The following is a 17,490-nucleotide window of genomic DNA, read 5'->3' as shown; positions in this document are numbered from 1 at the left end:
CGCCCGCATCGTCGCTTCAGCGCAGGCTGAACCCGACCTGCGTGTACTGCGGCTGCAGATCTTCGATCAGGCGCAGCAGCGGCGACAGCTCGATGTAGCGCGTCGCCGTCTTCACGACGTAGGCGTAGAAGCGAGGCAGGTCTTCCGCGTAGTGCGGCTTGCCGTCGCGGTGCTTGAGCCGGCAGAAGATGCCCATGATCTTCAGCTGCCGCTGCAGCACGGTCCATTCGAGGCGGCGCCAGAACAGGCCGAAGTCCAGCGCCATCTCGTGCGGGTCCTCGCCGTTCGGGTCCAGGCCGAACAGGCCGGCGCGCCTGGCGCCTTCCCAGTAACGCACCGCCCAGTCGAGCTCCTCGGCTTCTTCCCAGGAGATGAACGCGTCGCGCATCAGCGAGGCGATGTCGTAGGTGATGGGGCCCATCACCGCGTCCTGGAAATCGAGGATGCCGGGCGTGGCGAAGGGGGCGGTGCTGCCGGCCGCCGTCGGGCAGACCATCAGGTTGCGCGGCATGTAGTCGCGGTGCATCGGCACGCGCGGCTGCGCCAGGACGTTGGCCGACAGCAGCGCGACCGTCCGGTCCCAGTAGTCGCGCTGCTTGTCGTTCCAGGTCTTGCCATGGTGGGCCTGGACGCACCAGTCGACGAAGATCTGCAGCTCGCGGTGGACGAAGGCCTCGTCGAACAGCGGGAGCGCACCGTCGGCGCGGGCCGCCTCGCTGGTCTGCCAGCGCAGCAGCGAGGCGGTGGCGTCGCGCATCATCACGCGGGGCACCTCCGTGTCGCCCGCGCGCTGCGCGGCGAGCAGCGCGTCGAGGTAAGGCGCGCTGCCGAGGTCCTCCATCAGCGCGAAGCCCAGCGCCGCGTCGTGCGCGAACATTTTCGGCACATGCAGGCCCCGGTCCGCCATCAGCGCGCCGACCTTGACGAAGCTCGCCACCTGATTGGGCGACGCAGGGTCGTCCATGACGATCAGCGTGCCGCCGTCCGCGGTGGCGATGCGCAGGTAGCGGCGGAAGCCCGCGTCGCTGCTGGCCGCGGCGAGGGTCTCCTCCCGCAGGCCGTGCGTCGCCACCAGCGGCGCCAGCCAGCGATGGAATCGGGCGGCGCGGTCGGCATCGGGCCAGGGCGGGGGCGAGGCGTGCGGAGCGTGCGGGGAGGAGGCGGTCATCGGCGGAGGAAGCAGAAGGGCCGCTGCGCGAGCGGCCCCGGGGTCGGTGACAAGGCGCTCCGGCGGTCCTGCCGGCCGGCGAGCCTCGTGGATAATGATTCTACAAACCCCGGGCAGCGCGGCGCGATCGACGCGCGGCCGCCTGACCTCTGCAAGACGCTGCCCCGCCTGATGCGCCCACCGGTTTCCCGTCCCCGTCCGATCTCGCTGGCCGCCGCGCTGGCGGTCGCGTTGCCTGGTTTCTCAGCTTTCTCCGCGTCGTCCGCCCACGCGCAGGAGTCCGCCGGCCAGCCGCTGATCCTCAAGTCGGTCAAGCAGTTGCACCAGACCAAGCGCAAGGACGCCCGTCCCGCGCTGGCGCTGAGCGCCGACCGCATCACCAGCGACATGGACCAGACCTCCACCGCCGAGGGCGACGTCCAGCTGCGCTACGGCGGCATGCTGCTGAAGTCGAAGTCGCTGCGCTACGACTATCCGCAGGACCTGGCCACCGCCGAAGGCGAGGTCGAGCTCAGCCAGAACGGCGCCGTGCTGCGCGGGCCGAAGCTGGAGCTCTTCGTCGACAAGTTCGAAGGCCAGCTCCAGAGCCCCACCTATTTCTTCGCCGCGACCGGCGGCAGCGGCAGCGCCAAGGCGATCCACTTCCTCGGCGACCAGCGCATGCGCGCCGACGAGGCGACCTACTCGACCTGCCCGGTGTCGGAGAAGGGCGAGCAGGACGCCGCCGACGCCGCTAGCGGCAAGGGCAAGCGCGACTGGGAACTGGTCACCAGCAGCCTGAACCTGGACTTCGACGCCGGCGAGGGCGTGGCCAAGAACGCGGTGGTGCGTTTCCTCGGCGTGCCCATCCTGGCGGCGCCGTCGCTGAGCTTCCCGCTCGGCGACCAGCCCAAGTCCGGCCTGCTGCCGCCCAACGTCAACATCGACAACCGCAGCGGCGTCGAGTACAGCCAGCCCTTCTACTGGAGCATCGCGCCCAACCGCGACGCGACGATCACGCCCTTCGTGATGACGCGCCGGGGCCCCGGCGTCGACACGCAGTTCCGCTACCTGGAGCCGGGCCACCGCGGCCAGATCGACTACGCGCTGCTGCCGCACGACCGGGTCACCGGGATCTCGCGCTGGGACCTGCGGCTGAACGCCGACGGCGACGTGATGCCGAACTGGACCTACAACGTCCACACCGAGCGCGTCTCCGACGACGACTACTGGAAGGACCTGCGCAGCCGCATGCTGTCGCAGACGCCGCGTCTGCTCTCGACGGACCTGCGCACGCAGCGCGACTTCAGCTTCAACTGGGGCGAGATGCAGACCTACGCGCGGGTCCAGAAATGGCAGCCGCTGCAGGTCGCGGAGACCCAGGACCGGTTCGCCTCGCCGTACCAGCGCTCGCCGCAGATCGGCGTGCGGCTGCAGACCGGCGCCGACGAGTCGGTGCTGGCCGGCTACCTGCCGACCGGCCGCCGCGCGCGGCTGGAAGGCGGCCTGGAGGTCGAATACAACCGCTTCGACCTGCCGGGCGGCGCGCTGGACTCGCAGACGCAGACCGGCGAGCGCCTCCACATGCTCGGCCACGTCAGCCTGCCCTTCAGCGGCGCGGCCTGGTGGCTGATCCCCAAGATGTCGATCAACGCGGCGAGCTACAACCTCGACCAGCCGATCGACGTGACGGGCCGCCGCTCGATCGGCCGCACCATCCCGACCTTCAGCGTCGACCACGGCTGGATCCTGGAGCGCAACACCTCGCTCTTCGGCAATGCGATGCGCCAGACGCTGGAGCCGCGCCTGCTGTACGTCAACACGCCGTACCGCGACCAGAGCGCGATGCCCAACTTCGACGCGGCGCCGCGGGACTACAACTTCGATTCGGTCTTCGCGGAGAACCAGTTCTCCGGCGTCGACCGCGTCAACGACGCCAACATGCTGGCCTTCGGCGCGACCACGCGCTGGATCGAGGACGAGCGCGGCGAGGAGCAACTGCGCCTGGGCATGGTCCAGCGCTACCTGTTCCGCAACCAGCAGATCACGCCCGACGGCACGCCGCAGACGCACCGGCTGTCCGACGTGGTGCTGCTGGCCTCGGCGCACTTGAACCAGGCCTGGTGGACGGACAGCACGCTGCAGTTGAACTCCGCCGACGGCAAGGTCGAACGGACCGTGCTGCGGCTGCGGTATTCGCCAGGGCCGTTCCGGACCGTCAGCGCGTCCTACCGCCTCGCCCGCGGGCAGAGCGAGCAGGTCGAGCTGGCCTGGCAATGGCCGCTGTTCGGGCCGGACCGCAAGTCGATCTCCGGCGGTGCAGGCTGCGCCGGCGCCTGGTACGGCGCGGGCCGCCTGCAGTACTCGATGCGCGACAAGCGCTTCACCGATTCCGTGATCGGCGCCGAGTACGACTCGGGCTGCTGGATCCTGCGCGTCGGCGCGGAACGCCAGGCCACCGGCCGCGCGGAAACCAACACCCGACTGATCCTCCAGTTGGAGCTGGTCGGCCTGTCGCCGCTGGGCTCCAATGCGCTGAAGGTGTTGAGAGACAATATCCCCGGTTACCGTTCGCTGAGCTCCGAGCGCTCGGCTTTTGGCACTTATGACTGAACTGCGTTCGATGCGACATCTCAAGCCGGTGGCGGCCACCTTCCTGTCCCTGACCGCCGTCCTGGCCGGCTCGGTTGCCATGGCGCAGACGACGCCCGCTGCCACGCCGGCGGCCGCAGCCTCCGCGCCCGCCGCGGCGGCATCGACGCCGGCGGCCAATCGTCCGGTCGTCGAACAACGGCAGCTCAAGCCGGGCGACTACATCGCGGTCATCGTCAACACCGACATCGTGGCGGCGTCCGAGGTGATCCAGCGCACCGAGCGCGCCCGTGAGGAAGCCCGCCAGCGCGGCCAGACGGTCACCAACGAGCTGCTGCACAAGCAGGCGGTGGACAGCCTGGTCGACGAACGCGTCGTCGTCACCTACGCCCGGGAGAACGGCCCGCGCGTGGACGAGCCGGAGCTGGATCGTGTCGTCGCGAACGTCGCCACCCAGAACAAGCTGACCATGCCCGAGCTGCGCCAGCGCCTGGCCGCCGAGGGCATCGACTTCAAGCGTTTCCGCGAGAACCTGCGCGACCAGATGCTGAGCGAGCGCGTCCGCGAGCGCGAGGTGCAAGGCCGCATCCGCATCACCGACGGCGACATCGACAAGTACCTGGAAGAGCGCCAGGCGGCGCTGCAGGGCCGCGCGCAGCTGAACATCGCGCAGATCCTGGTGCCGGTGCCGGAAGGCGCCGGCCCGACGGTGGTCGCCGAGCGCAAGGCGCGTGCGGACGCCGCGCTGGCCCGCATCAAGGCCGGCGAGGACTTCGCCAAGGTCGCGCGCGAGGTGTCGGAAGACGCGAACAAGAACCGCGGCGGCGAGATCGGCCTGCGCGCCGCGGACAAGCTGCCCGACGTCTTCGTCGACGCGGTCAAGGACCTGAAGAACGGCGAGGTGCGTCCCGAGCCGCTGCGCTCCGAAGCCGGCTTCCACGTGCTGAAGCTGGTCGAGCGCCAGACCGGCAAGGCGTCGATCAACGTGGTCGTGCAGACCCACGCGCGCCACATCCTGCTGCGTCCTTCCGAGCAGCTGAGCCCCGAGCAGGCGACCCGCCGGCTGGTGGAGTTCAAGCGCGCGATCGAGTCCAAGCGCGCCACCTTCGAGCAACTGGCCCGCGCCAACTCGGAAGACGGCAGCGCGCAGGAAGGCGGCGACCTCGGCTGGGTGTCGCCGGGCGGCTTCGTCCCCGAGTTCGAACAGGCCATGGACACGCTGCCGATCAACGGCATCTCGGATCCCGTGCCCTCGCGTTTCGGCATCCACCTGATCCAGGTGATGGAGCGCCGCGACGTGGTGCTCGACACCAAGCAGCTGCGCGAGCAGGCCCGCAATGCGCTGCGCGAGCGCAAGTACGACGACGCCTACAACGACTGGATGAAGGAAATGCGCGCCCGCGCCTTCATCGAGACGCGAGAGTGGCTGGACTGACCGGCCGGGACTGAGTTCATGGGACATGTCGCGCGCAAGCGCTTCGGCCAGCACTTCCTGACCGACAAGGCCATCATCGACGGCATCGTCGACGCGATCGCGCCGGCCGAAGATCAGGCGATGGTCGAGATCGGCCCGGGCCTGGGCGCGATGACGCTGCCGCTGCTGCAGCGCCTGCCGGCGTCGAGCCGGCCATTGACCGTCATCGAGCTCGACCGCGACCTCGCCGCCCGCATGCGCAAGCGCGGCGACGTGACGGTCATCGAGTCCGACGTGCTCAAGGTCGACTTCGCCGCGCTGGCCGCGGAGCGCGGCCGCAAGCTGAAGGTCGTCGGCAACCTGCCGTACAACATCTCCTCGCCCATCCTGTTCCACCTGCTGGGCTTCGTGGACCACGTGGTCGACCAGACCTTCATGCTGCAGAAGGAAGTCGTCGACCGCATGGCCGCCAAGCCGGGCAACAAGGACTTCGGCCGACTGAGCGTCATGCTGCAGTGGCGTTACGACGTCGAGGCGCTGTTCGACGTGCCGCCGGAGGCCTTCGATCCGCCGCCGCGGGTCGATTCGGCGATCGTGCGCATGACGCCGCTGACGGCACCGGCGAAGATCGACGAGGCGCTGCTGAGCGAGCTGGTCGCGTCGGCGTTCTCGCAGCGCCGCAAGCTGCTGCGGCATTCGCTCGGCAAGTGGCTGGAAGCCCGCGGCTTCCAGGGGGAGTTCGACCTGCAACGCCGCGCCGAGGAAGTCCCGGTGGCGGAGTTCGTCGCGCTGGCGCTCGCGGTCCAGGGCTGAGCCAAACAAAAAAGGCCTTCCGTCGCCGGAAGGCCTTTTTCGTCGAACCCGGAGGTCAGTCGTTCGTCACATCGTCAGGCGGCGCTGAGCCACATGGACGTGTCGAAGGCGCTGCACATCATCGGCATGTTCATGCCGAAGTTCGGATTCGGATTCGCCTTGGTGCTCTTGAGCACCGGCTTCACTTCGGGGGCCACTTCGGTCGCCCGCTCCCAGGAACCTTGTTCCTGAGAGCGGGCTACTGAAAAGAATAGAAGCACCGGAATGAGACCTTGCGCTCGGACCAGAAATCGGCCGCCTCGCGGAAGACGTCGAGCAACTGCTCGCGCGCCTCGCGATCGAATTTCGCATGGTCCGGCAACTGGTCCAGCACCACGACGAAACCTGGCTGCGCGCCCGACTTGTGGACCAGATTGGTCATGCAGTCGTACAGCGCTTCCATGTTCTTCCCGAAGTGGGCCGGGAACAGGAAATTGCTGGCAATCAATTCCAGCACGTCCTGTTTGGTCTCCGCTGGAGACAGGTCGGCGTACAGGAAGTGTTGGCCGGCGTCCTGCGCGGCCTGCATCAAGTCCTCGACCCGGTAGGCTCTGATCGCCTGCACGATGTTGGGACGGACTGTCTGCAAAAGCATTGTCGCGTTCCTCCTAGATGGGGGTTCCGAGTTCATGTCCAACCACGCCCGCGGCACCGGACAGAACCCGCTGGGGAGCCTGCAATCGTCGGTGGCGTGGGTGGGGTCAGAGAGGGTTAACCCTGAACTCTGAAACCGAGATGGTACAGAAACGGACCCGAATGCTCAAGCCGGGGGTGACCAGAATGCCCTAAAAAGCGGCACTGTGAGCGTGCGCACACATACGTCGATATCCATGGGAGACATGGTCGTCATCCCGAAGAAATCGACTGGTGAGCCGCTACAAACTTTTTCTATAGGCCGGGCCGCAGGTCGGGTTTAAAGGCCTTCCGGCACCCCTTTCGAGGGGGTCGGAAGGCCTGGAACCGAATATTCTTCGGTCCCGAAACGGGCGGGGGTCAGCGGGCCGCGTTCGCGTCCGCGACGGTCAGGGCCGTCATGTTCACGATGCGGCGCACGGTGGCCGACGGCGTCAGCACGTGGACCGGCTTGGCGGCGCCGAGCAGCACCGGCCCGATCGCGATGCCGCCGCCGGCGGCCGTCTTCAGCAGGTTGTAGCTGATGTTGGCGGCGTCGATGTTCGGCATGACCAGCAGGTTGGCCTCGCCCGTCAGCGTGCTGTTGGAGACCAACTGCTCGCGGTAGTGCGGGTCCAGCGCGGCGTCGCCGTGCATTTCGCCGTCGGCTTCCAGCCAGGGCGCCTGTTCCTTGATCAGGGCCAGCGCGTCGCGCATCTTGACCGCGGACGGGCAGTTGCTCGAACCGAAGTTGCTGTGCGACAGCAGCGCCGCCTTCGGACGCAGACCGAAGCGCATCATCTCCTCGGCCGCCATCTGCGTGATCTCGGCGATCTGCTCGGCGGTCGGGTCGTAGTTGACGTGCGTGTCGACCAGCATGACCTGGCGACCCGGCAGGATCAGGCCGTTCATGCAGGCGAAGGTCTTCACGCCGGGACGCTTGCCGATGACCTGGTCGATGTACTGCAGGTGCATCGCGGTGTTGCTCCAGGTGCCGCAGAGCATCCCGTCCACTTCACCCTTGTGCAGCATCATGGCGCCGATCAGCGTCAGGCGGCGGCGCATCTCGATCTTGGCGAGCTGCTGGGTCACGCCCTTGCGCTCGGTCATCGCGAGGTAGGTCTGCCAGTAGTCGCGGTAGCGCTGGTCGAACTCGGTGTTCACCACCTCGTAGTCGCGACCTTCCTGCAGGCGCAGGCCGAAGCGCTCGCAGCGCTGCGCGATGACCTCCGGACGGCCGATCAGCGTCGGACGGGCGATGCCCTCGTCGATGACGATCTGCACCGCGCGCAGCACCCGTTCCTCTTCGCCTTCCGCGTAGGCCACGCGCTTGTGCTTGGCCTTCTTCGCGATCTGGAAGATCGGCTTCATCGTCGTGCCGGAGGCGTAGACGAAGCTCTGCAGCTTTTCCAGATAGGCCGGCATGTCGGCGATCGGACGCAGCGCCACGCCCGAGGCCTCCGCCGCCAGCGCGACCGCCGGGGCGATCTTCATCATCAGGCGCGGGTCGAAGGGCTTGGGGATCAGGTATTCCGGGCCGAAGCTCAGGTTCGCGCCGGCATAGGCGGCGGCCACGACTTCGCTCTGCTCCGCCTGGGCGAGCTCGGCGATCGCGTGGACGGCGGCGATCTCCATCTCGTCGTTGATCGTCGTCGCGCCGCAGTCCAGCGCGCCGCGGAAGATGTACGGGAAGCACAGGACGTTGTTGACCTGGTTCGGATAGTCCGTCCGGCCCGTGGCCATCAGCGCGTCGCCGCGAATGGCGTGCACGTCCTCCGGCTGGATCTCCGGATTCGGATTGGCCAGCGCGAAGATGATCGGCCGCGCCGCCATCGAGGCGACCATGTCCTGCTTGAGCACGCCGCCCGCCGACAGGCCCAGGAAGATGTCCGCGCCGGCGATCACGTCGCGCAGGCTGCGCTGCTCGGTGGGTTGGGCGTACACGGCCTTGTCCGGGTCCATCAGCTCGGTGCGGCCTTCGTAGACCACGCCGGCCAGGTCGGTCACCCAGATGTTCTTGCGCGGCAGGCCCAGCTTGACCAGCAGGTTCAGGCAGGCGAGGGCGGCGGCGCCGGCGCCCGAGGTCACCAGCTTCACCGACGCGATGTCCTTGCCCGCGACCTTCAGGCCGTTGAGCAGGCCGGCGGCCACCACGATGGCGGTGCCGTGCTGGTCGTCGTGGAAGACGGGGATCTTCATCCGCTTGCGCAGCTCGCGCTCGACGTAGAAGCAGTCCGGCGCCTTGATGTCTTCGAGGTTGATGCCGCCGAAGGTGGGCTCCAGCGCGGCGATCACGTCGACCAGCTTGTCGAGGTCGTGCTTCTCGTCGATCTCCAGGTCGAAGACGTCGATGCCGGCGAACTTCTTGAACAGGACGCCCTTGCCTTCCATCACCGGCTTGGAGGCCAGCGGGCCGATGTCACCCAGGCCCAGCACGGCGGTGCCGTTGGAGATCACGGCGACCAGGTTGCCGCGCGAGGTGTAGCGGAACGCGTTGGCGGGATCGGCGACGATCTCCTCGCACGCGGCGGCCACGCCCGGCGAATAGGCCAGGGCCAGGTCGCGCTGGTTGATCAGCTGCTTGGTGGCCGCGATGGCGATCTTCCCGGGGGTCGGGAACTCGTGGTATTCGAGAGCGGCCTGGCGCAGCTGCGCACGTTTTTCTTCGGACGTGGACATGGGGGACTCTTCTGGTTGAAACCGGTCCGCCGTCGTGGGCCGGGTCGGCGATTGTAGGAGTCCGCCCCGACGGCGGCAGTGCGGACTATGCGTATGCTGCATGTCGGCAGGGCCGCAGGCACATACGCGAAACTGCGCATCGCCACGGGCCCGCGGCGCGCCATACTGCCTGCCCCGCACGCGCGCGAGACGCTCGCCGACGTGCCCGGCAAGCTGCGCGTGGGCGATCCTTTCAAACGCCTTTCACGCCGCGTTCACAGTCCAGCGTTCCCCGTTCCGATCTCCCTTCGATCTCCGCTTGCCTGCTCCGACCATCATGCGGCCCGCCGCCCCTTTCCCCCCGATGGCGCCCGGCACCCGACCGCGGCGCTGGCGGCGTGCGCTGCTCTGGGGAACGCTGGTCGCGCTGCTGCTGATCGCACAGACGCTGCTGCTGTCGCTGACCTTGAGCCATGAGGCGGCCCGCGCCCAGGAGGCGTCCGACCTGGCCGCCGCCGAGGTGACCGCGCGCGCCAAGCAGTTGATCGGCCGCGACCTGCAGGGGCTGCAGGGTCTGATGTGGGCGGAGGACGACGACTGGCGCGGCAACGCCGCCGCGCAGCTGCGCCAGACGCGCGTGCTGCTGCGCATCGAGCTGCGCGATTCGGAGCGCCAGGTGCGCCGCGCCGTCGACACGCCGTACGCGCCGCCGCTGTTCTCGATCCTGTCGCGCGAGCAGCTCCAGATCGAGACCGAACTCGCCTGCATCGCCGCGTTGAGACAGGGCACGCCGCTGTTCTCGCGCTCCTACTTCGTGCCGGGCCCGGGCGGCGACGGCATGGAGGTCGCCGACCTCTGCCTGCCGCGCGTGCGGGCCGGCGAGCCGCGCTCCTACGTCGTCGCGACGATGGGCCTGCGGCCGCTGCTGGAGGAGTCGGTCTCGCAGGACCAGGCGCGGCGCTTCGAGATGTCCTTCGTCGAAGGCGACGGCACGCGCCTGGCGCGCACCGGCCTGACGCGCGGCACCGGCTTCTACCTGTCGGAGCGGCTGCTCGACCTGCCGGGCTTGAGCCTGCAGCTGCGCGTCGACAACGCCACCGGGCGGCCGCAGCTGATCCCCAACCTGGCGACGGCGCTGGTGCTCGGCCTGTCGATGGCGCTCTTCGCGCTGGTCATCATCCTGGCGCGCGACACCCGCAAGCGCGCGCAGGCGGAACACGCGCTGGCGGAGTCCCTCGCATTCCGGCAGGCGATGGAGAACTCGCTGATCACCGGCCTGCGCGCCCGCGACCTGGACGGCAACATCAGCTACGTCAATCCGGCGTTCTGCGCGATGGTCGGCTACCCGGCGGAGGAGGTGGTCGGCACCGGCCGTCCGCCGCACGCACCGCCGTACTGGCCGCCCGAGTTCACCGACGAATACTGGCGCCGCCACCACGACCGCGAAGCGCGCTGGGAAGCAGGCCTGCCGCCGCGCGAGGGCTTCGAGACCGTCTTCGCGCGCAGCACCGGCGAGCGCTTCCCGGTGATGATCTACGAGGCGCCGCTGCTGAACGCTGAAGGCCAGCAGACCGGCTGGATGAGCGCGGTGCTGGACCTGAGCGCGCAGCGCAAGGTGGAGGAGCTGTCGCGCCAGCAGTCCGACCGGCTGCAGGCGACGGCGCGGCTGGCGACGGTGGGCGAGATGGCCTCGCTGCTGAGCCACGAGCTGAACCAGCCGCTGGCGGCGATCGCCAGCTACGCGACGGCCTCGATCAACCTGATGGTGCGCGAGGCCGACGATCCGCAGACGCCGGCGATGGTGCGCCAGGCCGTCACGCGCATCGCCGAACAGGCCGAGCGCGCCGGCCGCGTGATCAAGAGCGTGCACGACTTCGTCCGCCGGCGCGAGGCGGCGCGGGAGTGGGTCAACGTCGAGCAGCTGCTGGAGGCGGTGCTGCCGCTGATCCGGCTGCAGGCGCGCAAGAGCGGCGCGCGCATCGAGATGGACCTGGCCAAGGGCCTGCCGCGCGTGCGCTGCGACCGGACCATGGTCGAGCAGGTGCTGCTGAACCTGACCCGCAATGCGATCCAGGCAATGGACGGCCCGACGCCGCTCGCCGACCGGGCGCTGATCATCCAGGTGAAGCGACTGCAGCCGCGCTGGCTGAGCTTCGCGGTGATCGACCGCGGGCCCGGCATTCCGCAGGAAGTCGCGCGCCAGCTGTTCACGCCGTTCTTCACGACCCGCACCGAAGGCATGGGCCTGGGCCTGAGCCTGTGCCGCACGGTCGTGGAGCAGCACGGCGGCGCGATGGACTTCGAAAGCCGCGTGGCGCCCGCGTCGCCGACCGGGACCGAGTTCCGCTTCAGCCTGCCGTGCGAGGATGCACCTGGTTCGGCGTCGAAAACCGGCGCCGACCGGTTCCCCATCATTGGATCTGGAGAGTCGTCCGCATGAAGCCGCAATCCCTGCCGATGGTCTACCTCGTCGACGACGAGGAAGTGGTGCGCGACGCGCTGGCCTGGCTGCTGCGCTCGCGGCGGCTGCTGTCCGAGGGCTTCGGCAGCGCCGAGGCCTTCGAGTCCATGCTGGACGGCCTGCCGCGCAGCGGGCGTGACTGGCCGTCGGCGCCGAGCTGCCTGCTGCTGGACGTCCGGATGCCCGGCATGAGCGGCCTGGCGCTGTTCGAGCGGCTCATCGAGCGCGGTCTGCTGGACACGCTGCCGGTGATCTTCCTGACCGGCCACGGCGACGTGCCGACGGCGGTCGCGGCGGTGAAGCAAGGCGCCTACGATTTCGTGGAGAAGCCGTTCTCGGACAACGCGCTGGTGGACCGCGTCGAGCACGCGCTCGCGCAGAGCGCGGAGGCGATCGCCGCGCGCGATGCGAAGTCGGCACTCGGGCACCGTGTCGGCGATCTCACCGAGCGCGAGCGCGAGGTGATGCAGCTTGTCGTGCAGGGCCTGCCCAACAAACTGATCGCGGACCAGCTCAACATCAGCGTGCGCACCGTGGAAGTCCATCGCGCCCGGGTGTTCGAGAAGATGGATGTGAAGTCCGCCGTCGAGCTGTCCAACCTGCTGCGCGGCGACAATGCCGCCCATGGGTGATCTTTCTGAAGCATCCGGCGCATCCGCCGGTGCATCTGCCGGCGCATCTGCCGGTGCCTCCGGCGCAGGTGAGCGACGGGACGGGCGTCCGCTGGGCGAGTTCGACCTGATCGACCGGTTCTTCGGCCGCGCGGGTCGCGCCGGCCGGACCGAGGGCGGCGCGGTGACGCTGGGCATCGGCGACGACTGCGCGGTGCTGACGCCGTCCGCGGGCCATCAGTGGCTGGTGACGGCGGACATGCTGGTCGAGGGCCGGCACTTCCTTTCGACGGTGTCGCCGCGACGCCTGGGTCACAAGGCGCTGGCCGTGAGCCTCAGCGACCTCGCCGCGTGCGGCGCGACGCCCAAGGCCTTCTTCCTGTCGCTGGCGCTGCCGCGCGTCGACGAGACCTTCCTGGCGGGATTCGCGCAAGGCTTGTTCGAGCTCGCCGACGCCCACAACATCGTGCTCGCCGGCGGCGACACGACGGCGGGGCCGCTCAACATCAACATCACCGCGATGGGCGAAGTGCCGTCTGGCCAGGCGCTGTTGCGCTCGGGCGCGAAACCGGGCGATGACGTCTGGGTCAGCGGCACGCTCGGTGATGCGCGGCTGGCGCTGGAGGTGTTCCGCGGCACGCTGTCGCTGAGCGGGGCGCAGTTCGACGAAGCCCGCCTGCGGATGGAAATGCCCGAGCCGCGTGTGGCGCTCGGACGCGCGCTGCGCGGCATCGCGACGAGCGCGGTCGACGTTTCCGACGGCTTGGCCGGCGATATCGGGCATGTGCTGAAGCGTTCCAACGTCGGCGCGACCTTGCGACTGGCGGATCTGCCGCGATCAAGCGTGCTGAGCGCGATGCCGGAAGACATCCAGCAGCTGTGCCTGCTGAGCGGTGGCGACGATTACGAACTCGTCTTCACGGCGCCAGAGGCGGCGCGCGAGCGTGTGCTGGAGGCGGGCCACGCGTCGGGCACGCCGGTGTACCGCGTCGGTCGCATCGAGGAACAACCCGGTCTGCGCGTCGTCGACGGCGCGGGCCGCCCGCTGCAGGGTCTGCTGCAGAGTTTCGATCACTTCAAATCATGAGCGCGGTGCGTCCGACTTTCGGCTTCATGGCGAGGCATCCCGCGCACTGGATCGCGATGGGCTTCGGCAGCGGGCTGGCGCCGAAGGCGCCGGGTACCGTGGGCACGCTGTGGGGCTGGGCCGCGTTCGCGATCCTGAACCTGTGGCTGACGCCGCTGATGTGGGGCGTGGTCATCGCCGCGAGCATCCCGATCGGCTGGTGGGCCTCGACGGTCACGGCGAGGCACCTCAAGACCTGCGATCCCGGTTCGGTCGTGTGGGACGAGATCGTCGCGATCTGGATCGTGCTGTGGCTGATCATGCCGGCGGGCTTCTGGTGGCAGCTGGCGGCGTTCGGCGTGTTCCGTTTCTTCGACGCGGCCAAGCCGGGTCCGGTGCGATGGGCCGATGCGCTGTTCAAGATCGAGCCCGGACAGCCGGTGACGGTGTGGCAAGGCTTCGGCATCCTGTTCGACGATCTGGTGGCGGCTGCATGTACGCTTGTGGTGTTGGCCGGCGCGAGGGCCTTGCTGCACTGAAGCGCTGAGGCACCGGCGCCGATCGCATCCATCCACGGATCAGATCATCCAGATCCATCGACGAGGAGATCCCCATGCTGTTTCCCGACGAATCCGAACTGATCGAACGCATCGCCCTGGCGCTGATCCAGCGCAAGGAGCGCATGGGCACTGCGGAGTCCTGCACCGGCGGCCTGATCGCGGCGGCGTGCACGAGCCTGGCGGGTTCGAGCCAGTGGTTCGAGCGCGGCGTGGTGAGCTACACCAACCAGGCGAAGACGGAGCTGCTCGGCGTGCCGGCGGCGCTGATCACGCTGCACGGCGCGGTGAGCGGCGAAGTGGCCGAACAGATGGCGCGTGGCCTGGTGGCGCACGCGCCCATCGACTGGGCAATCGCCGTGACCGGCGTGGCCGGGCCGGGCGGCGGCACCGAGAACAAGCCGGTCGGGACGGTGTGGCTCGCGCTGATGCACGGCCGGCAGCGCGTGCGGGTGTGGAAGGAACACTTCACCGGCGACCGGCATGCCGTGCGCGCGCAGACTGTGCGCGCCGGGCTTGAAGCCTTGTGTGATGCGCTCGAAGACCGAGACTCCTGACCTTCCACGCGGAGCGTTCAGGTAGGCGGGGTGAGCTTTGCCGCGCTTCGCTCCCGTGCGATGGCGAGGTACTTCAGCGGTCCGAAGACAGCCTCGACTGATTCGCCCTCTTCGGTTTCCGCTTCGGCCTCCGGAAGGAGGCGCACGATCATTTCTTGGCGTTCGCCATTGCGCGGTACTTCGCGATCAGGGGGCCGAAGACCTCGTCAACGGTCTTGCCGGCGCCAGCCGCAGCCTGGGCCTTCCCGCGCGTGATGGAGTCATCCAGCTCCTTCAACCTGGCCTCGCGCCAAGCCTGCAGCTCCTCACTGTCGCGCAGCGCCTGCGTGCGCGACGAATACTTTCCGCTCTCGATCAGATTCAGCACGATGGCCTCCAGTTCGGGTCCCAGATCTGCGTGAATCATCTCGGTAGGTCCTGCAAAAGAAAATCGCTTCAGAGGGGGAGATCGCATCCCCAATCAGCGGGAGCAACTTTGAGGGACTGACTCGCACGAGTGAGTGGATCAACCTCGGCCGGCGTTCCCACCAGGCAAGACCTGGCCCTCACAGCCCGGCCAGGATCGTGTTCGCTTGGGCGTCGTCGAGGTCCGGCGGCTCCCAGGTGCGGAGCCAGTCGGCGAACTTCTCGGCCGGCATCGGTCGCGACAGGAAGTAGCCCTGTCCCAGGTCGCAGCCCAGCGTCTGCAGCAGCGTCCATTGCTTGGCTGTCTCCAGCCCTTCGGCGACCACCGTCAGCCCCAGGTTGTGCGCCAGCTCGATGGTCGAGCGCACGATCTTCGCGTCGTCGATGTCGCGCTCCATGTTCATCACGAAGCTGCGATCGATCTTCAACTCGTCCACCGACAGCTGCTTCAGATAGGCCAGCGACGAATAGCCCGTGCCGAAGTCGTCGATCGACAGCTTGAACCCGAGCGCGTGCAACTGCTCCAGCGTCTGCAGCGCGCGTTGGGGGTCATCCATGATCGCGGACTCGGTGATCTCCAGGCACATCGCCGGCGGCGGCACGCCGGCCACCAGGTCCGCGACCTTGATCGGCAGGTCCTGGTCCATCAGGTCGCGCGTCGACAGGTTCACGCTGATCGGCAGCGCCAGACCGTCCCGCTGCAAGCCCATCCACGCCTGCGCCGACGCGTGCAGCACCCACGCGGTGATCTGGCGGATGAAGCCCGTCTGCTCTGCGAAGGGGATGAACTCCATCGGCGGCACCAGGCCGCGCGTCGGATGCTGCCAGCGCACCAGCGCTTCCGCGCCCGCGATCTTCTGGCCGTGCAGGTCCACCTTCGGCTGCAGGAAGAGCCGCAATTCGCCGGCGTCGATCGCGTGCCGCAACTCGCTCAGCAGCGACAGCGATTCCTGGCTCGCGGCATCCATGCTCGGCGCGTAGACCTCGCAACCGCTCTGGCCGCGCTTGGCGGCGTGCATCGCCAGCTCCGCGCGCGCCAGCAGCAGCATCGGATCCCGCCCGTGCTGCGGATACAGCGCCACGCCCATTCCGGCCGACAGGTCCACCGTCTGGTCGTCGATGCTCAGCGCCCGCTCGAAGTCGCGCTGGATGCGCTTGCAGATCGATTCGGCCAGCGTCGCGCCGGCGCCGTCGATCATCAGCAGGAACTCGTCCCCGCCGACCCGCGCGATCAGGCCGACCTCGTCCTTCAGAAGATGCTGCAGCCGGTCCGCCACCGCGCGCAGCAGGCGGTCGCCGAACGGGCGCCCCAGCACGTCGTTGACGTGCTTGAAGCGGTCCAGGTTCAGCATCAGCAGCGAGAAGCGACCGTCGCTCTCCGCCATCCGTCTGGCGAGCGCCTGATGGAACTGCTCCCGGTTCGGCAGGTCCGTCAGCGGGTCCCAGAAGGCAAGCCGGTTGACCTCTTCCTCGCGTGCCCGGATGCCCTGGCGCATGGCCTCGAAGGCTTCGGCCAGATCGCCGATCTCGTCACGGGAAGGGCGCTCCACGGGTTGCGCATAGTCGCCCTGGCCGAGCCGGTGCGCCGCGCTCGCCAGCGCCTTCACCGGCCCGCTGATGCGCCGCGCCGTCAGCACGGCGCCGACGGCGAACAGCAGCACGCCCGCGCCGCTCAGTCCGAGGAGCATCCATTGCAAGCGCCGGTAGGGCGCGAGCGCTTCGTCCACCGAGCGCAGCAGCAGCACGGCCACCGACTTGTCGGTATCGCCCCCGTGCGCGAGCGGCTGCAGGCGGGCCTGGAACAGCTCGTCGTCCAGCGGGATGTGGAAGGTGCGCACCTCGCGATCGGAGGCGCCCAGCGCGGGCAGCGCCTGGACCGCGCGCGCCGTCGCCGCGGGATCGAGCACCGAGGCCAGGACCTGCCACTGCCCCGTCGCCGACTGCGCCAGCAGCACGCCCTGGATGCGCACGATGCGCTTGAGTTCCTGAAGCTGGTCGCTCTTCATCTCGAAGCCGGTGAAGATCCAGCCGCCCAGCCCCGCCGCGCGCATCCGCGCGACCACGACCTGGTAGGCCTTGCCGTCCAGCAGCAGCAACTGACTCTGCGTGCGGCCCTGTTGTTCGCGGGTCACGCCGCGCAGCAGCGGCGTCACCTTGGCCGCGATCGCGTCGGTCGCCGTCACCAGCTTGAAGGAGTCGTCGGCATATCCGATGAACGCGGCATCGCCTCGCTCGCTCAGGTTGGTGAAGACGTCCTGCAGCATCGCGCGCAGTTCCTCGCCCTGGATGCCCGCGGAGACCAGCTGGCGCAGGCCGTAGTCCGACTGCAGCAGGTCGGCCACCAGGCCGCGCTGCTGGTTGTCCTCGTCGATGAGCTGGACGAGGATGCGCTCGCCGGCCTCGAGTTCCTCGGTCACCTGGGCGCGGGCGTTGCGCCCGATGCCCTGGTCGATCAGGGCGAGGTTGAGCAGCTGAACCACCAGCAGCAGCGCCAGGAACAACGCGACGATGCGCCCTTCCAGCCGCCGCAGGTTGAGGAAGTCCGGCCAGCGCATCGC

At 68.8% G+C, this 17,490-nt stretch carries 14 protein-coding genes; 8 read left to right on the top strand and 6 right to left on the bottom strand.

Features of this window, described 5'->3' with window-relative positions; all coding sequences use genetic code 11:
- Positions 1–16 precede the first annotated feature (16 nt).
- Positions 17–1,168, bottom strand: coding sequence for an aminoglycoside phosphotransferase family protein (locus tag ACQZ13_RS27615; protein ID WP_431049022.1), 1,152 nt, complete (start codon positions 1,166–1,168; stop codon positions 17–19).
- An 87-nt stretch (positions 1,169–1,255) separates the two neighbouring features.
- Here ACQZ13_RS27615 and ACQZ13_RS27610 point away from each other — a divergent pair, with 87 nt between their 5' ends.
- The 3 genes from ACQZ13_RS27610 to rsmA are packed head-to-tail and all read left to right on the top strand — an operon-like array spanning position 1,256 to position 5,966.
- The gene (locus tag ACQZ13_RS27610) at positions 1,256–3,760 is read left to right on the top strand and encodes an LPS-assembly protein LptD (protein ID WP_431049020.1); all 2,505 of its coding nucleotides are present in this window, start codon (positions 1,256–1,258) and stop codon (positions 3,758–3,760) included.
- A gap of 10 nt (positions 3,761–3,770) precedes the next feature.
- Entirely contained in the window at positions 3,771–5,174 is a 1,404-nt protein-coding gene (locus tag ACQZ13_RS27605; protein ID WP_431049019.1) for a peptidylprolyl isomerase, read from the top strand.
- Between the two features lie 18 nt (positions 5,175–5,192).
- A complete protein-coding gene (gene rsmA, locus ACQZ13_RS27600) occupies positions 5,193–5,966 on the top strand; it encodes a 16S rRNA (adenine(1518)-N(6)/adenine(1519)-N(6))-dimethyltransferase RsmA (protein ID WP_431049018.1) in 774 nt (257 codons plus the stop codon).
- 74 nt (positions 5,967–6,040) lie between these two features.
- Here the strand turns inward: rsmA and ACQZ13_RS27595 are convergent, their stop codons facing one another.
- The 3 genes from ACQZ13_RS27595 to ACQZ13_RS27585 form a co-directional block, all read right to left on the bottom strand.
- Entirely contained in the window at positions 6,041–6,163 is a 123-nt protein-coding gene (locus ACQZ13_RS27595; RefSeq protein WP_255362631.1) for a hypothetical protein, read from the bottom strand.
- Between the two features lie 41 nt (positions 6,164–6,204).
- Entirely contained in the window at positions 6,205–6,600 is a 396-nt protein-coding gene (locus ACQZ13_RS27590; RefSeq protein WP_431049017.1) for a barstar family protein, read from the bottom strand.
- A gap of 398 nt (positions 6,601–6,998) precedes the next feature.
- Complete coding sequence (locus ACQZ13_RS27585) at positions 6,999–9,296, bottom strand: NADP-dependent malic enzyme (RefSeq protein ID WP_088407562.1); 2,298 nt, start codon at positions 9,294–9,296, stop codon at positions 6,999–7,001.
- Between the two features lie 298 nt (positions 9,297–9,594).
- On the opposite strand from ACQZ13_RS27585, the gene ACQZ13_RS27580 reads away from it, so the two are divergent.
- From ACQZ13_RS27580 to ACQZ13_RS27560, 5 genes are all read left to right on the top strand, one after another.
- Positions 9,595–11,715 (top strand): two-component system sensor histidine kinase NtrB, encoded by a 2,121-nt coding sequence (locus ACQZ13_RS27580; RefSeq protein WP_431049016.1) that lies wholly within the window; start codon positions 9,595–9,597, stop codon positions 11,713–11,715.
- Positions 11,712–12,368, top strand: coding sequence for a response regulator transcription factor (locus tag ACQZ13_RS27575; protein ID WP_088407563.1), 657 nt, complete (start codon positions 11,712–11,714; stop codon positions 12,366–12,368). The genes ACQZ13_RS27580 and ACQZ13_RS27575 overlap by 4 nt, the downstream gene beginning before the upstream one ends.
- 91 nt (positions 12,369–12,459) lie before the next feature.
- Positions 12,460–13,434 carry a thiamine-phosphate kinase gene (thiL, locus tag ACQZ13_RS27570; protein WP_431053414.1) on the top strand — a complete coding sequence of 325 codons (975 nt, stop codon included), beginning with the start codon at positions 12,460–12,462 and terminating at the stop codon, positions 13,432–13,434.
- Positions 13,431–13,952, top strand: a complete 522-nt coding sequence (locus tag ACQZ13_RS27565) for a phosphatidylglycerophosphatase A family protein (RefSeq protein WP_088407565.1) — start codon at positions 13,431–13,433, stop codon at positions 13,950–13,952. The genes thiL and ACQZ13_RS27565 overlap by 4 nt, the downstream gene beginning before the upstream one ends.
- 74 nt (positions 13,953–14,026) lie before the next feature.
- Entirely contained in the window at positions 14,027–14,527 is a 501-nt protein-coding gene (locus tag ACQZ13_RS27560) for a CinA family protein (protein ID WP_067281115.1), read from the top strand.
- A gap of 148 nt (positions 14,528–14,675) precedes the next feature.
- On the opposite strand, the gene ACQZ13_RS27555 is transcribed toward ACQZ13_RS27560, so the two are convergent.
- Positions 14,676–14,894, bottom strand: coding sequence for a hypothetical protein (locus ACQZ13_RS27555; RefSeq protein ID WP_431049015.1), 219 nt, complete (start codon positions 14,892–14,894; stop codon positions 14,676–14,678).
- A 178-nt stretch (positions 14,895–15,072) separates the two neighbouring features.
- The gene (locus tag ACQZ13_RS27550; RefSeq protein WP_431049014.1) at positions 15,073–17,487 is read right to left on the bottom strand and encodes a putative bifunctional diguanylate cyclase/phosphodiesterase; all 2,415 of its coding nucleotides are present in this window, start codon (positions 17,485–17,487) and stop codon (positions 15,073–15,075) included.
- Positions 17,488–17,490: the final 3 nt, after the last annotated feature.

The organism is Roseateles sp. L2-2 (assembly GCF_050613215.1).
GTDB classification, from domain to species: Bacteria; Pseudomonadota; Gammaproteobacteria; order Burkholderiales; family Burkholderiaceae_C; genus Roseateles; species Roseateles noduli.
Note: the sequence above shows the minus strand (reverse complement) of the source record. Positions and strands in the feature narration are given on the sequence as shown.

Excerpts from the sequence above, each read along its gene's own strand:
- ACQZ13_RS27550 (WP_431049014.1), bottom strand. The coding sequence starts at position 17,487 with ATGCGCTGGCCGGACTTCCTCAACCTGCGGCGGCTGGAAGGGCGCATC.
- ACQZ13_RS27615 (WP_431049022.1), bottom strand. The coding sequence starts at position 1,168 with ATGACCGCCTCCTCCCCGCACGCTCCGCACGCCTCGCCCCCGCCCTGG.
- ACQZ13_RS27590 (WP_431049017.1), bottom strand. The coding sequence starts at position 6,600 with ATGCTTTTGCAGACAGTCCGTCCCAACATCGTGCAGGCGATCAGAGCC.
- rsmA (WP_431049018.1), top strand. The coding sequence starts at position 5,193 with ATGGGACATGTCGCGCGCAAGCGCTTCGGCCAGCACTTCCTGACCGAC.
- ACQZ13_RS27605 (WP_431049019.1), top strand. The coding sequence starts at position 3,771 with ATGCGACATCTCAAGCCGGTGGCGGCCACCTTCCTGTCCCTGACCGCC.
- ACQZ13_RS27575 (WP_088407563.1), top strand. The coding sequence starts at position 11,712 with ATGAAGCCGCAATCCCTGCCGATGGTCTACCTCGTCGACGACGAGGAA.
- ACQZ13_RS27585 (WP_088407562.1), bottom strand. The coding sequence starts at position 9,296 with ATGTCCACGTCCGAAGAAAAACGTGCGCAGCTGCGCCAGGCCGCTCTC.
- ACQZ13_RS27560 (WP_067281115.1), top strand. The coding sequence starts at position 14,027 with ATGCTGTTTCCCGACGAATCCGAACTGATCGAACGCATCGCCCTGGCG.
- ACQZ13_RS27565 (WP_088407565.1), top strand. The coding sequence starts at position 13,431 with ATGAGCGCGGTGCGTCCGACTTTCGGCTTCATGGCGAGGCATCCCGCG.